The organism is Streptomyces akebiae, from assembly GCF_019599145.1.
Lineage (GTDB): Bacteria > Actinomycetota > Actinomycetes > Streptomycetales > Streptomycetaceae > Streptomyces > Streptomyces akebiae.
Window position 1 is genome coordinate 1,112,481 of sequence record NZ_CP080647.1, and the last position, 14,654, is coordinate 1,127,134.

Sequence of the window (14,654 nt, forward strand, 5' to 3'; positions counted from 1 at the left end):
TCCCCGCCCTCAGCCGAACCGCAGGACTCTCGGCGCGAACGTGCCCTCGGGTCCGTCGGCACGGCCGACCGACCACACCGACTCCGTGCCCGGCACCGGCGCCAGGCGCAGCAGCGAGGAGTCGCCCTCCCCCGCCACCGTCGGCTCGTCGTACCCGGTGAACGCCTGGCCGTCCCAGGCGAGGAGGTCCGGCCCGGAGACGAACGGCGGGTAGCTGCCCGGCGGGCCCCACTTCTGGGACCGGGACACCGCGACCCAGCCCAGCGCACCGGTCGTGGTGGGCGTCAGTGACGTGATCCCGCCGAAGTCGGTGGGCACGGTCGCCCGGTTCCACGTCTGACCGTCGAAGCGGACCAGCAACGGCGGAATCGGCCGTCCCACCGGGCCGCCCACGAACCCGGCCGTGCCGCCCGCCCACACCTCCGTCGGCGAGACCGCCAGCACGCTGCCGACGGCCGAGCGCGGGAACCCGTCCACGATCGTCTGCTGCCACGTCTGCCCGTCCCAGTGCGACACGGCCGCGCCGGAGACGGTGGCTCCCGCGGCCCAGACGTCGTCGGCCGCCAGGATGTGCAGGCCGTGCACCGCTCCCGGCGGCACCGGCAGGTCGCGCCAGCCTCGCCCGTCCCAGCGCAGCAGTACCTGGGCGCCGTCCCGGGAACCGATCAGCCAGGTCTCACCGCCACCGGCGACGGCCTTGGTCAGGACGACACCGCTCGGTGGGCGGCTCTCGCGCCAGACGGTGCCGTCGTGACGGAGCAGACGGGCGCCTCCCGCCGAGTCCCGCCCGACCGCCCAGACCGCGGTCGGTGAGGTCGCGGCGATCGACAGCAGCTCTCCCTGCCAGCCGATCCCGGGCAGCGTGTGACGCTGCCACGCGGTTCCGTCCCAGCGCAGGACCAGGGGGAAGCCCGGCGCCTCGCGCCCCACGGCGTCGGCGCCCACCGCCCACGCCCGGTCCGGCCCGAACGCCACGGCCTCGTTCAACCCGGCCTGCGGGCGTACCTCGGGCGGCACCGGAACATGTCGCCAGGACAGGGGGTCCGCCGCGGCGGCGGTCATGGGGTCCGCCGCGGCGGCGGTCATGAGGGCCAAGAGGGTCATGGTGGCGGCGAGCACGGTGACGAGAAGTCTGCGTGCCATGGTCAGCCTCCCAGCCGCTCGCTCATCAGGTTCGGTTTGGAGCCGTAGATCTCGACGGTGCCGAAGGCCAGCAGCGCGGGCCCGGCCTTCGCCAGGGCCCGCGGTTTGACGTCGATCGCGTTCGTGCGCACGGGGCCGTAGGAGTAGGTGGTTCGCCGGCCTTCCACCCGCGCGTACTTGGACTGGAACGCGCGGTCGCTGCGCACCGGCAGCCACAGGGCGCCGTCCGGGCCGCGGACCATGCCTGCCGTGTAGGTGTCGCCCAGCGGTGGGTGGGTGGTGCGCCAGGTGTGCCCGTCGAAGGTCATCAGGTAGGTGTCGACCACACCGTCGGTGTACCGGCTGCCTCCGATCGTGACCCGCCCGGATGGTTCGGGCAGGATCGTGTGCACGTTGCTGTTCGGCGGCAGCGGCACGTTCGCGTCCCGCCACGCCGTGCCGTCCCAGCGCAGGACGGTGGTCCCGGTGCTGGTGTCCGCCCAGGCCCAGGCGTCGTCGGCGGTACGCGCGGTGATCCCCATCAGGTACAGCACGTCGTCCGGGGTGGGTTGTGCGGTCCAGCCGGAACCGTCGTGTCGCAGCACCTTCAGTCCGGTGTCGTCCTCGCCGACCACCCATGCCGCGCCCGGTACGGCGGTGAAGTCCTGGTAGACGCGCAGGGCCTGCGGCAGCGGCACGGCACTCCACGCGCCCGCCGACCGGCGCAGGATCTCCCCCGCCCCGTCGCGTTCGTGGAAGATCCACACCTCGTCGTCGACGAACTGCACCCGGCCGAGCCGGCCCGGGGCGTCGGCGCCGGGGAAGGTGGTGTCACGGCTCCATGTCGTGCCGTCCCACCGGTACAACGTGGGCCGCTGCCCGTCGGCGGCGTGCTCGGAGCCGGTCGCCCATGCGTCGCCCGGCCCCCGGGCGGCGAGATCGGCCACGGTCACCGGCGGGGCCGCCGCCGGCACCGCCAGCGCCGACCAGCTCGGCTTCGGGGCCGCACTGGCGGTGGCGTCACCGGTCGCGGCCGACGTCACGGCCACGGCGGGTGACGCCACGGCGCCCGGTGACGTCACCGCGGTACACGTGATCGCAAGACAGACGATGACCGCACGGAGACCGTTCACGAGACCCCCCAGGACGCGACGGTCGCACAAACTACTGAGGTTCGCCCCTCCGTGCACAGACCGCATCCGGCCGAACACAGGCCCCTTCGGCGGCCCGCCGTCCCGTCAGGCGGACGCTGTCACCGCTTTGCGGGCGAGCAGATGGACCTCCTGGAACTGCCGTCGGTCGGTGGGCTCCGGCTCACGCACCAGCCGGGCGACCTCGGCCAGCCCGGACTCGCGCAGCAGCGCGGCGAGGTGATCGGGCGACCACCGGTAGGCCGGCGCGACGGCGTGGTCGAAGACCTGCGTCGGGTGGGCCGGGCCGTCGGTCGCCGAGAAGCCGATCAGCAGGTGGCCGCCGGGTGTCAACACCCGATGGAACTCGGCCAGCAGGACAGGGAGTTCCCGAGGTGGAGTGTGGATGACGGACCAGCGTGCGAGGACACCGTCCAGCTCGCCGTCCTGGATGTCCAACGCGGCCATCGAGCCCACGTCGAACCGCAGCCCCGGATGGGCCCGCCGAGCCGACTCGATCATCGCGGGGGAGGCATCGACGCCGAAGGCCGCAAGCCCCGACTCGACCAGATGAGCGGTGACATGGCCGGGCCCGCACCCCAGATCCGCGACCCGACCACGCCCGGTCGCGCGGACCACCTCGGCAAAGGCGCTCAACATGGCGCGATCCAGGGGACGTTCACCCAGCGAGTCGCGGAACAGCTCCGCGTAGGTGACGGCAGCGGCGTCGTAGGCCTCGCGGGTGGCACGGAGAGCATCGTGTTCGACCATGCGCGTGACAGTAGCTCGTGACCGTGGAGCGGAACGCAAAGGACGATCGGAGCTGTTCGGCGCTCCACCACACACGGACGACGGCACACATGGAGGTCCGCGACGAAGAACGGCAGCGGCTGCCTGTCCGCGACAGGGCTGCGCAGCCACGCAATGAGGGCGTGGCCAGGCCGATGAATCGGTCCACCTTCGGGCCGAGCGCGCTGATCACGGCGTCGGCGCCACTGACGGCCTGCTCGACGGCATCGCGGTCGGCCAACTGCCCGGTGACGACCGTGAGATGGGAGTGGACGAGGGCGAGCTTGGCCGGGGTGCGGACCAGGGCGGTGACCTGGTGGCCGTCGCCCAGGAGCCGCTGGACGACCAGGCGGCCGATGGCGCCGGACGCGCCGAAGACGGTGACACGCATCAGGGGGTTCCTCGCGATGGCGGACAGAAGGGGGGAGCAGGACGGAGAGAGTCAGAAGCCGTACGGGCCGAAGCGGCCCCAGGCCACCAGGGCGGTCAGGATCAGCAGGACGGCGTTGAAGGCGATCGCGCCGGGTTCCCTGCGGCGGGCGTGGGTGATCGCGGCCAGCGCCATCACCACGGCCAAGCCGGTAGCTGCCAGTGGGGTCAGTACGGGGCTATGCCGGTGGCCGCGGGCAGGACCAGCCCGAGGGCTGCGGCGAACTCCACGACGCCGATGAAGCGGACGGTGCCCTGGGAGAAGTCGGCGGTCCAGGGCAGCCGGCCGACCAGCTTGGCCTTGGGCTGCGTGGACTTCATGACACCGGCCATGACGAACATGGCGGCCAGCACAGCCTGCACGATCCACAAGAAGACGTTCGCGAGAAGGATTCCTTGACGGAGGGGACGGAGTGAGGAGGGAGCGGGTACTCCTCCCGGGAGTGCGGGGTGAACCGGCCGGTCAGGCGTTGAAGACGGCCTCGGAGCGGTGTCGGTTTTCGTGCGGGGCCCCGTACAGGGGGACGATCTGCTCGGGTGTGGCCGTGGGGTAGCACAGCACGCATGACAGCACCTCTCGATAAGTGGTACGACCTTCCCGATTTCACTCTCGCCCACCGTGCAACAGAAGTGGTCCGCCCGTCCCACTTGGGTAGAATGGAGGCATGACCTCCCCGCCTTCCGACCAGACGCCATGCCAACAGCCCGGCACGGGACTGCGCGCCGACGCGGAGCGCAACCGCGACCGCATCCTGGACGCGGCCCGCCGCCTCTACGCCACCGAAGGGCTCGGCGTGTCCATGGCCTCCGTCGCCCGCGAGGCCGGCGTCGGCAAAGCCACCCTCGGCCGACGCTTCGCCACCCGGGAGGAACTCGTCAACGCGGTCTTCGCCGACCGCATGGACGCGTACGTCGACGCCGTCACCGAGGCGCTCGCCGACCCCGACCCCTGGCACGGCTTCATCGGCTACCTCCACGGCGTCTGCGCCATGCAGGCCGCAGACCGCGGCTTCGCCGACGTCCTGACCATGACCTTCCCCGCCGCCAAGGCCTTGGAAGCCCGCCGCGCCGAGGCGTACGACCGGCTGCTCGAACTCATCACCCGCGCCAAGAACACCGGGCACCTGCGTGATGACTTCACCCACCAGGACGTCGTCATCCTGCTCATCGCCAACGCCGGAGTCGTCACCGCCACCGGCGACGCCGCCCCCGACACCTGGCGCCGCCTCGTCGCCCACATGATCCGCTCCTACGCCGCGCCCGGCGCACCGATCCCTCCACTGCCCGAAGCCCCGAAGCCCACCGCCCTCTACCGCGCCATGGTCCGCCTCTCACAAACCGGCCCGGGCACCGCCTAGGACGGCGGCCTCGGCCCGTAGCACGCCTTCACTCCGCGGCGTACGTCTGCCGACAACGGACGGCCGCCCTGCTCCGTCACACGCGGGCGAGGGCGATGTGGGTGCGGGTGCGGGTGCCGATGCGGAGACGACCACGGCCTGGAGAGAGGTGCAGACGAGGCAAGGAGGTGCGACCGGAGCACGGATCCGCGCGGGGTCCGCGCGGACGGCGTGACGAACTCACGCTCCTGGCGCCATATATGGGCCACGGGGTGCGCCCTCCTTCTCCGAGTCTTCCCGGGAGGACGGCCGTGGCCCGGATGCTGCCGAGAACCGCGTCAGGATCCCCGGGCGCAGCCCGAGCCAGCCGGGCGGCGGGTCACCCTTCAACTCACCGCACTGCAGGGCAAAGGTCTGTGGTGACGGCTTGCCGCCACTCGGTGGACAGTCGCCGGTCGAGGCAGAGCTTGGCGGCCGTGGGTGCTTGGCCTGCTTCAGGATCGCGGCCCGTCGTCCCCAGGACATGAACGGCGTCGCCTCGCCCCTTCCGCTCGGCGTCGACGAGGTCCAACGGGCTGCGCCCGCGCGCTGCGTCCAACCGACCACCACCGCACCGCACATGCGGCTGAGGGCGCTCATCCGGACGACGACCCGGGCAGTGCGAGTCCTTGAAGGGGGTATGAGCTGCTTGCCAAGGAGTGCAAACGAGGTCGAATTGGCTCGATGGTGTGATGGTCGACTTCCGGGCTTGCGGTGTCCTGGGCCGTTCGGGTCAGCGTGATCGTGCGACCTGGGACGCCGGGTACGGCGTCAGCGTGCGGGGCCCTTGTTTCACCGGTGTGATGGCTCAGGGCCTCCCCGTCGCCTCTGGCCGTATCCATATGGCCGGGTCGCGCAGGGAACCGGCCTCCCGGGATCGGACCACGCACAGGATGCGTGTCGCCGCCCCGGCGTCGAGTACGCCGGGGACCAGCTCGCCCGAGACCGTTCGGGGCGCGCGGCTGAACGGGCTCACTCCCGCTCAGTCCACAGGAACGGTGTAGCCCTTGGAGTAGCCGTACGACGACGGGCACGAGAGTCTCCGTGAGGCCGAGGGCGGCGCCCGCTCCCGTAGCGAGCAGGCGGCGTCGGCTGCTCTGCGCCTTACCGTCCGCCCCTTGGCGCACCTCGACCGGGTCCGAGGGCGCCACAGCCCCCCGCCCGCAAAACACCCTGATCCCCGAGTGGTCCCGGAGAATAATCAAGGGCCGCTTCAGATTTCCTCTGAAACGGCCCCTGATCTGCGACTTCGTAAAGTCGGGACGACAGGATTTGAACCTGCGACCCCTTGACCCCCAGGAGTGAGGGTCGAGAGAATTATCAGGACATAACATACCTAATTTGTGCACAAGTTGTGCGCAGGAGGCTCCTTCGTGCGCCACCGCGCACACCGTGTGGTCCCCAACTGGTCCCCACGACCTGGCTCTGCCCTGCCATCAGACACCCGGTAAGGCGAGACGACATCGACCAATACTCGAGGTACCGCCACTCATTGCGGCGCCCCACGGATACCATCCAGCCGCCAGGTTGAGCGGCTCTTCGGAGATGCGCCGGGCCTCACAACACTTCATCGCAGAACAGGAACGGACGCTCTGTGAGCATTGCTCGCTCCGGTGGGCGGGTGCAGCCTGCCCGCCCTGGTGATCCCAAGCGGGTCGGCCCTGAGGAGGATCGTGAACGCTTCTGACGTTGAGTGCTCCTGGCGGTTCCATGCGAAGAGGCACTCGAACTCCACCGTGTTCAATGTTCACGAGAAACGCCAGCACCCGGCCAGGACGAAGACGTTGAGCACCCCTGCCAACCACGACGCGGGTGGTGTGCGTGACGCACGGTCAAGAGTTGCGTGGGGCCACCAAGCCGGACTCGTAGGCAAAGACCACGAGTTGGGCGCGGTCACGGGCCTGGAGCTTGGTCATGGCCCGATTGATGTGGGTTTTCGCGGTCAGTGGGCTGATCACCATGCGGTTGGCGATCTCGTCGTTGGACAGGCCCCGCGCAGCCAGGACAACGGCCTCGCGTTCGCGGCTGGTCAGCTCCTCCAGCCCCGCGCCGGTGTCGGTAGGGAGCGGCTGGGTGACGTACCGGTTGATCAGCTTGCGGGTGATCGAGGGCGCGAGCAGGGCATCGCCACGAGCGGCGACGCGTACGGCGTGCAGGAAGTCCTCCGGCACCACGTCCTTGACCAGGAAACCGGCAGCGCCGGCGCGCAGGGCGTCGAAGACGTACTCGTCCAGGCCGTAGTTGGTCAGGATGACCACGTGCACCCCGGCCAGGGCCGGGTCCGCGGCGATGCGCCGGGTTGCCTCGATGCCGTCGACGACCGGCATCCGGATGTCGATGAGCGCCACGTCGGGCAGGTGATCCTTGGCGAGTTCCAGGCCCTCGATGCCGTCGGCGGCCTCGGCCACCACCTCGATGTCGTCCTCGAGGTCGAGGAGGGCGCGAAATCCGCTGCGAATGAGGGGCTGGTCGTCGACCAGCAGGACACGGATCATGACGTCCGCTCCACGGGAAGCTCGGCCTGGACGGTGAAGCCGCCCCCGTCACGTGGTTCGGCGCGCAGCCGGCCGCCGAGGGCGGTGACGCGTTCGCGCATGCCGAGCAGCCCGAGGCCGGGCAGCGGGGCGGTGACCGACGTCGCCCTGCCGTCGTCGTCGATGCGTATGGTGAGGGAATCCGGAAGGCAGTCGATGCGGACCACCGCGGTGGTGGCGTCGGCGTGCCGGGCGACGTTGGTGAGCGCCTCCTGCACGATGCGGTAGACGGTACGGTCCACCGCAACCGGTACGTCGTGCTGCCGCCCGTCGATCGTCAGCGTGGCGTCCAGGCCCAACGTTCGGGATCTTTCCACCAGTTCCGGAACATCGTCGAGCCCGCGCGGCGGGGTCGTGTCGTCGTCGCGCAACGCCTCCAGCGTGGCGCGCAGTTCCCGGCTGGCCTCACGGCCGGCCTCCTGGATCGCCAGCATCGCTTCCGGCACCTGCTCGCCGAGTCTGCGGGCCACATGGACCGCGACTTCGGCCTGCACCCTGATGACCGAGATCTGATGAGTGAGCGAATCGTGCAGCTCCCGCGCGATGCGCAGCCGCTCCTCATCTGCGCGCCGCCGCGCGGTCTCCTCCCGGCTCCGCTCGGCCTCCTCCGCCCGCCGCTCGGCCTGCCGCACCGCCTCCCCCGCGGCGAAGCCTGCGATCAGCCAGGCGATCTCGAGCACACCGCCGCCCCGCCCGAACGCCTCGCGCACCGGCTCGTCCTGGAAGACCAGCGCCGTGAGGTGGAGAGCGACCAGCATGACGACGGACACCGCCACGGTGACGGCGCGGTGCCCGGCCCGCACCGCGCCGTACACCGCGACCAGATACGACACGGCGAGCACGTCGAACCCGGCCGCCTGATACCCCACCGCACACAGCCCGGTAACGGCCAGGACCACAAGCGGAGCCCGGCGGCCGGCGGCCAGCGCCAGCCCGCCGCCCGCCAGCAGCGCGTAGCCGAGCAGGTCGCTGTTCGCCGTGGCGCTCTCACCGGACAGCCCGGTGCCCACCAGCAGCACCGCCACGCCGACGGCGACCGCCCAGTCCCAGACACCGGCCGGGACACCGAACCGTCCTCTGCCCATACGCGCACCCTAGCCGGACGCCACTACGGGCGAGTCCCGCTCACGAACGAGCGGCCGAGTACCGCCCCCGCAGTACCCGCGCGTCGTCTGCCGCACCCGCAGCAGGCGGATGAGCCACCGGCAGCAGCGCGAATCGTCTGCGTCCGCCGGACGACGGACGGCGGGGCCGACGTACAAGCTGAGGCGACCTCGAATCGCACTGAGGCGACATCGAATCGCAGGAGCCAAGGAGGCCTCTCATGGCAGTCCACTTCGTGCTTGGCGCACCGGCAGCCGCGCACATCGCAGTCCAGTCGGCTGCCAGCACCGACCTGACCTCCGGCCGCCTGGTCGGCACCACGGCCGCCGTCGTGGCCCTGGCCGGCGTGGTCATCGGCGGACTGGCTCTGGCCCGCTCCACCGATCGTCCCGGCATCGGCAACAGGCGAAACAGGGCCATCACGGCCCTGGCGGCGGGACTGGTCGGCCTGGTCATGGGCGTCGTGAACCTGGCCGTCGCCGACGGTGGCCCCGGCACCGGCAACGGAGTGATCGCCGGCGTCGCGGCCCTGGCACTGGGGCTGATCGGCACGGCTCTCGGCGGCCTGGCACTGACCCGTGCTCGGCGCACCGGCTGACGGCGACGGATACGGGCACGCGTTCGCGCCTGCCTCTATTGCCGAGCGCCCTGCAGAAGTCTGCGGTGCCAGATGGCGTGAAGACGTTGGCCTGACTGGTGAGGGGACGACTGCCGTTGGCAATACCCGAACCGTCGTCTACGACCGCACAAGCGAGAGTTGCCGTTGCCCAAGCCCGTCCACACCGCAGCAGCTCTTGTCACTTGGTTCCGAACATGATCGCTCGGACAAGGTTCACGGTGTGCTGCCGCCCTTCTGCTTACCGCCGCCGAGCCGACCCACCATCATGACGATGACGCCAGCCAGGAGAATCGCGCCGCCGGTCAGCGTTCCCGTCGGCCGAACGCCGGAATGGCTGACCATAAGCCCGAAGGCCAGCTGCCAGCACAGCGTGAAGGCCACCACCAGCTGACCCCAGCCGTAGATCCGCGGGGCGCGAATATGGCGCCGGTTCATGGGGACCACCCAGGCACGGGTAACCGACTGGCACCCGCTGCAGCGCACGTCCATGACTATGCACGCCCCGTGATCGGGCGGACAGGTCCTGAGCGTTGATCATCCACGTTTGTGAGAAATCGCGAGATGAGAGCCGCAGAAAGGGTCAGGGCCCAGTCTCACATCTTGTGAGACTGGGCCCTGACCTGCGACTACGGAGCGGACTCCAGTCGGGACGACAGGATTTGAACCTGCGACCCCTTGACCCCCAGGAGTGAGGGCCGCAGGAACGACCTGCACATATCAAGTAGAACTAGGGCGCAGAACGTACGTCCCCGGGCGTGCCGTTCGAAATCGCGAGCACCGTGTGGTCCCCAAATGATCCCCACGGCAGTGGTGACAGCGTGAGTATCTGTCTGCCGGACGAATCAACGAGCACACTCGACTGCGTATCCGGTTGCACCCAGGCCGCGATAGCCGGCGGAGGCCCGGCTGACCACGAGGCCGGGCAGACAGACAGTCGCCTGCTGTAGCCCGTTCATGACAGGCTGACCGGGAGCCGGCGACCAGCCAGGCCACGTCTGCGTGCGGACAGCCCCTCCGCGATTCCGCGGAGCGCCACCGCCGCGGGAGCCTCGGGGGCGCTCAGCACCAACGGCGTACCAGCGTCGCCCGCCTCGCCCAGGAGGGGGTCCATCGGCACCTGACCCAGCAGGGGGACTTCCGTGTCCAGCGCGAGCGACAGCGAGTCGGCGACCGTCCGGCCGCCGCCGGAGCCGAAGAGCCGCGTCGTCGAACCGTCCGGCAGCCGCAGCCAGGACATGTTCTCCACCACCCCGGCCACCCGCTGACCGGTCTGCAGGCCGATGGCCCCGGCCCTCTCGGCCACCTCGGCCGCGGCCGCCTGCGGTGTGGTCACCACGACGATCTCGGAGCCGGGGAGCAACTGGGCTATGGAGATGGGGATGTCGCCGGTGCCGGGCGGCAGGTCGAGCAGCAGCACGTCGAGATCCCCCCAGTACACCTCGCCGAGGAACTGCTGCAGCGCGCGGTGCAGCAGCGGGCCGCGCCACATCACCGGCACGTTCCCTGAGGTGAACATGCCGACGGAGATCACCTTCACACCGTTCGCCCGGGGCGGCATGATCATTTTTTCGACGCGAGTGGGGCCCGCCGTCACCCCCAACATGCGCGGAACCGAGTGGCCGTGGATGTCGGCGTCCAGCACGCCGACCGACAGCCCGCGGGAGGCCATCGCAGCGGCCAGGTTGACCGTGACACTCGATTTGCCGACCCCGCCCTTGCCGGAGGCGACGCAGTACACCCGGGTCAGGGACCCGGGCCGGGCAAAGGGGATCTCCGGCTGGTCCGTGTCACCCCGCAGGTTCCTTCGCAGTTCGGTGCGTTGCTCGTCGCTCATCACGTCCAGCTCGATCCGCACCTCGCGCACACCGGGCAGCGCGGACACCGCGGCGGTGGCGTCCGCGGTGATCTTCTCGCGCAGCGGGCAGCCGGAGACGGTCAGAAAGATGCCGACCAGCACCGTGCCGTCGGTGCCCACCGTGATCTCCTTGACCATCCCGAGGTCGGTGATGGGCCGCTGGATCTCCGGGTCGAGGACCTCGGACAGTGCCTTGCGGACCGTCTCCGTGGCCAGGGCGGCCCGTTCGTGGGTCTGTGCTGTTGTCACAGGTGGCTCCGAATTCGTGGGGCGCTGGGTGTGCGGGCGGGGGGACGCGACATCAGCCGGCGACGGTCCAGGTGTCCTTGCCGGCGAGCAGGGACTGCAAGTCGGGTGTGGTGCTCCTGGCCTCCTCGATCTGGGCGCGGACCTGATCGTCGTAGACCGGGCGGCTGACGGAGCGGAAGACGCCGGTGACGGTGTGGGCGAGATCCTGGGAGCACAGGCGCGACAGGGCGAAGGCGTAGGAGGGGTCCTCCAGGGTGGCGTCGTGCACCACCAGCGCCTCCTTCCCCACTTCGGAGACCTTCGCCGTCTCCAACCCTCCGAAGCCGTTACGGACGACGCCGAACTCCCCTTCGGCGCCGAAGCGCAGCGGCTTGCCGTGCAGCAGTGGGATGAGCCGCCGCTCCCGCTCGCCGGGCCGCCGCAGGACCTCGAAGGCGCCGTCGTTGAAGATCGGGCAGTTCTGGTAGATCTCCACGAGCGCGGTGCCCCGGTGTTCGGCGGCCGCGGTGAGCACGCCGGTCAGCCCGGCACGGTCCGAGTCGAGGACGCGGGCCACGAACGTGGCACCGGCGCCCAGGGCCAGCGAGACCGGGTCGAAGGGGGAGTCGACCGAGCCCATGGGGGTCGATTTGGTGACCTTGCCGGGCTCCGAGGTCGGCGAGTACTGGCCCTTGGTGAGTCCGTAGATGCGGTTGTTGAACAGCAGGATCTTCAGGTTCACGTTGCGCCGCAGCGTGTGGATCAGATGATTGCCGCCGATCGACAGGGCGTCCCCGTCGCCGGTGACCACCCACACCGACAGATCGGGGCGCGCGACGGCCAGACCGGTGGCGATGGCCGGGGCGCGGCCGTGGATGGAGTGCATCCCGTAGGTGTTCATGTAGTACGGGAAGCGGGAGGAGCAGCCTATGCCGGAGATGAACACGATGTTCTCCCGCTTCAGCCCCAGCCGGGGCATGAAGCCCTGCACAGCGGCCAGGACGGCATAGTCACCGCAGCCGGGGCACCAGCGCACCTCCTGGTCGGACTTGAAGTCGTTCGGCGACAGCTTCGTGTCGGACTCGGGCACCAGTGCCTGTCCGCCGATGCCGGGCAGGCCGAGGTCGAGGTCGAGGGTGGTCATGTCCGGACTCCTTCGATCGCGTCGGTGAACACGCCCTGGAGTTCTTCCGCACCGAACGGAAGACCGGCGACCTTCGTGTACGAGACGGCGTCGACCAGGTACCTGGCGCGCAGCAGCAGCGCGAGCTGGCCGAGGTTCAACTCCGGGACGACGACGCGCCGGTAGCGGGCAAGCACCTCGCCGAGGTTGGCGGGCAGGGGGTTGAGGTGCCGCAGATGCAGGTGTGCGACGGGGTGCCCGGCCCGGCGGACACGGCGTGCGGCGGCGCCGATCGGCCCGTACGACGAACCCCAGCCCACCACCAGGACCTCGGCCCGCCCGGACGGGTCGTCCGGCACGGCGTCGGGCACGGTGATCCCGTCGATCTTGGCCTGCCGCAGTCGCACCATGCGGTCGTGGTTGTCCGCGTCGTACGAGATGTCGCCCGTGCCGTCGGCCTTCTCCAGACCGCCGATGCGGTGTTCGAGTCCGGGAGTGCCGGGCACCGCCCAGGGCCGGGCGAGGGTGTGCGGGTCGCGCAGGTAGCCCCAAAACCCGCCGGATCCGTCGGGGGCGTTGGGCTCGGTGGTGAACTCGACGCTCAGATCGGGCAGTTGCGCTGCGTCCGGGACGAGCCAGGGCTCGGAGCCGTTGGCGATATGGCCGTCGGACAACAGCAGCACCGGGGTCCGGTAGGTGAGGGCGATCCGGGCCGCGTCGAGCATCGTGTCGAAGCAGTCCGCCGGGGTGGCCGGCGCGAGGACCGGCACCGGGGACTCGCCGTTGCGCCCGAACATCGCCTGCAGCAGATCCGCCTGCTCCGTCTTGGTGGGCAGGCCGGTGGACGGCCCACCGCGCTGTACGTCGATCACCAGCAGCGGCAGCTCGGTCATCACGGCCAGGCCGATCGTCTCGCTCTTGAGGGCGAGACCGGGTCCGGACGTGGTGGTCACGCCCAGGGCCCCGCCGTACGAGGCTCCCAGCGCGGCGCCGACGGCGGCGATCTCGTCCTCCGCCTGCACCGTGGTCACGCCGAAGTTCTTGTGCCGGGACAGCTCGTGCAGGATGTCGCTGGCCGGGGTGATCGGGTAGCTGCCGAGGAGCACCGGCAGCCCGGATCTGGCCCCGGCCGCGACGATTCCGTACGCCAGGGCGGTGTTGCCGGTGATCTGCCGGTACGTGCCCGGAGTCAGCGCCGTCGCGGGGGCGACCTCGAATGTCACGGCGAACGACTCGGTGGTCTCGCCGTAGTTCCAGCCGGCCCGGAAAGCGAGGATGTTCGCCTCGGCGATCTCGGGCCTCCGCGCGAACTTCTGCCGGAGGAACCGCTCGGTCCCGGCGGTCGGACGGTGGTACATCCAGGACAGCAGGCCTAGGGCGAACATGTTCTTCGCCCGCTCCGCGTCCTTCTTACTCAGACCGGAGTCCGCCAGTGCGCCCCGGGTCAGCGTGGCCATCGTGACCTGGTGGACCTGGAAGGAGGTGAGTGTGCCGTCCTCCAGCGGGTCGGAGCGGTAGCCGGCCCTGGCCAGGTTGCGCGGGGTGAACTCGTCGGTGTTCACGATCACCGTGCCACCCGGAGGCAGGTCGGCGAGGTTCGCCTTCAGCGCGGCCGGGTTCATGGCCACGAGCACATCGGGCCGGTCCCCGGCGGTGAGGATGTCGTAGTCGGCGAAGTGCACCTGGAAGGAGGAGACTCCCGCGATGCTGCCCTGGGGGGCGCGGATCTCGGCGGGGAAGCTGGGCAGCGTGGCCAGGTCGTTGCCGAAGGCTGCGGCCGCCGAGGTGAACCGGTCACCGGTGAGCTGCATGCCGTCTCCGGAGTCACCGGCGAACCGGATGACCACCCGCTCGAGCTGTTCGGTCTGTCCGGTCTGTCCGGTCTGTCCGGTGCCCACGGGGCCGGCGTCGGTGCCGCTCATGGCGCTACGTAACTCTGGACGAAGGGTGTGTCGACACCGAGAGGACCGAGGTCCGCGGCACCGCCGGGCGAGCCCAGAGGCTCGGCACGCCCGGGCAGCGGTTCGGAGAAGAAGCGCGCGTTCTCCGTGACGAACGGCGCGTCCTCGGGTGCGAGTTCCTCGACCGTGGCGATGGCCTCGACCGGGCAGACCGGTTCGCAGGCACTGCAGTCGATGCACTCGTCGGGGTTGATGTAGGCCATGCGTTCCCCGACGTAGATGCAGTCCACCGGGCACTCGTCGACACAGGCGCGGTCCATGACGTCGACGCACGCGGCCCCGATGACAAAAGTCATGATGAGGTGACTCCTTTGGTGTGGGGTCGATCGAACGACCCGCAGTGGTTCGGCTCGGTCGGCCTCTGGCGGTGCGGAAGACCTGGCG

15 protein-coding genes are annotated in these 14,654 nt (G+C 70.3%); 2 read left to right on the plus strand and 13 right to left on the minus strand.

Annotation, left to right across the window (positions count from 1 at the left end):
* Positions 1–9 precede the first annotated feature (9 nt).
* The 6 genes from K1J60_RS04905 to K1J60_RS46845 all read right to left on the minus strand — a co-directional run bounded on the left by K1J60_RS04905 (position 10) and on the right by K1J60_RS46845 (position 3,833).
* Positions 10–1,143: a beta propeller repeat protein gene (locus tag K1J60_RS04905; RefSeq protein WP_220645083.1), complete on the minus strand. Its 1,134-nt coding sequence runs from the start codon at positions 1,141–1,143 to the stop codon at positions 10–12.
* A gap of 2 nt (positions 1,144–1,145) precedes the next feature.
* Complete coding sequence (locus K1J60_RS04910; protein WP_398683118.1) at positions 1,146–2,204, minus strand: hypothetical protein; 1,059 nt, start codon at positions 2,202–2,204, stop codon at positions 1,146–1,148.
* 156 nt (positions 2,205–2,360) lie between these two features.
* Positions 2,361–3,023 carry a class I SAM-dependent methyltransferase gene (locus tag K1J60_RS04915; protein ID WP_220645085.1) on the minus strand — a complete coding sequence of 221 codons (663 nt, stop codon included), beginning with the start codon at positions 3,021–3,023 and terminating at the stop codon, positions 2,361–2,363.
* Complete coding sequence (locus K1J60_RS04920; RefSeq protein WP_220645086.1) at positions 2,932–3,432, minus strand: NAD(P)-dependent oxidoreductase; 501 nt, start codon at positions 3,430–3,432, stop codon at positions 2,932–2,934. Before K1J60_RS04920 ends, K1J60_RS04915 begins: the two co-directional genes overlap by 92 nt.
* Positions 3,433–3,483: 51 nt before the next feature.
* Positions 3,484–3,612: a DoxX family protein gene (locus K1J60_RS46840; protein WP_317619746.1), complete on the minus strand. Its 129-nt coding sequence runs from the start codon at positions 3,610–3,612 to the stop codon at positions 3,484–3,486.
* Positions 3,613–3,638: 26 nt separating this feature from the next.
* Positions 3,639–3,833 carry a DoxX family protein gene (locus K1J60_RS46845; protein ID WP_317619694.1) on the minus strand — a complete coding sequence of 65 codons (195 nt, stop codon included), beginning with the start codon at positions 3,831–3,833 and terminating at the stop codon, positions 3,639–3,641.
* Between the two features lie 302 nt (positions 3,834–4,135).
* Between K1J60_RS46845 and K1J60_RS04930 the strand changes: the two genes are divergently transcribed.
* The gene (locus tag K1J60_RS04930) at positions 4,136–4,828 is read left to right on the plus strand and encodes a TetR/AcrR family transcriptional regulator (RefSeq protein ID WP_220645087.1); all 693 of its coding nucleotides are present in this window, start codon (positions 4,136–4,138) and stop codon (positions 4,826–4,828) included.
* 1,850 nt (positions 4,829–6,678) lie between these two features.
* Here K1J60_RS04930 and K1J60_RS04935 read toward each other — a convergent pair.
* Together K1J60_RS04935 and K1J60_RS04940 are read right to left on the minus strand one after the other, a co-directional pair.
* The gene (locus K1J60_RS04935) at positions 6,679–7,341 is read right to left on the minus strand and encodes a response regulator (RefSeq protein WP_220645088.1); all 663 of its coding nucleotides are present in this window, start codon (positions 7,339–7,341) and stop codon (positions 6,679–6,681) included.
* Complete coding sequence (locus K1J60_RS04940) at positions 7,338–8,465, minus strand: sensor histidine kinase (protein ID WP_220645089.1); 1,128 nt, start codon at positions 8,463–8,465, stop codon at positions 7,338–7,340. Before K1J60_RS04940 ends, K1J60_RS04935 begins: the two co-directional genes overlap by 4 nt.
* 239 nt (positions 8,466–8,704) lie before the next feature.
* Here K1J60_RS04940 and K1J60_RS04945 point away from each other — a divergent pair, with 239 nt between their 5' ends.
* A complete protein-coding gene (locus tag K1J60_RS04945; protein WP_259407559.1) occupies positions 8,705–9,082 on the plus strand; it encodes a DUF6223 family protein in 378 nt (125 codons plus the stop codon).
* A 234-nt stretch (positions 9,083–9,316) separates the two neighbouring features.
* Here the strand turns inward: K1J60_RS04945 and K1J60_RS04950 are convergent, their stop codons facing one another.
* From K1J60_RS04950 to fdxA, 5 genes are all read right to left on the minus strand, one after another.
* Positions 9,317–9,538 carry a hypothetical protein gene (locus K1J60_RS04950; protein WP_259407560.1) on the minus strand — a complete coding sequence of 74 codons (222 nt, stop codon included), beginning with the start codon at positions 9,536–9,538 and terminating at the stop codon, positions 9,317–9,319.
* A gap of 517 nt (positions 9,539–10,055) precedes the next feature.
* The gene (locus K1J60_RS04955; protein ID WP_220651280.1) at positions 10,056–11,174 is read right to left on the minus strand and encodes an Mrp/NBP35 family ATP-binding protein; all 1,119 of its coding nucleotides are present in this window, start codon (positions 11,172–11,174) and stop codon (positions 10,056–10,058) included.
* An 85-nt stretch (positions 11,175–11,259) separates the two neighbouring features.
* Positions 11,260–12,330 carry a 2-oxoacid:ferredoxin oxidoreductase subunit beta gene (locus K1J60_RS04960; protein WP_220645091.1) on the minus strand — a complete coding sequence of 357 codons (1,071 nt, stop codon included), beginning with the start codon at positions 12,328–12,330 and terminating at the stop codon, positions 11,260–11,262.
* Positions 12,327–14,231, minus strand: coding sequence for a 2-oxoacid:acceptor oxidoreductase subunit alpha (locus K1J60_RS04965; protein ID WP_220645092.1), 1,905 nt, complete (start codon positions 14,229–14,231; stop codon positions 12,327–12,329). Before K1J60_RS04965 ends, K1J60_RS04960 begins: the two co-directional genes overlap by 4 nt.
* A complete protein-coding gene (gene fdxA / locus K1J60_RS04970; protein WP_220645093.1) occupies positions 14,228–14,566 on the minus strand; it encodes a ferredoxin in 339 nt (112 codons plus the stop codon). Before fdxA ends, K1J60_RS04965 begins: the two co-directional genes overlap by 4 nt.
* Positions 14,567–14,654 lie beyond the last annotated feature (88 nt).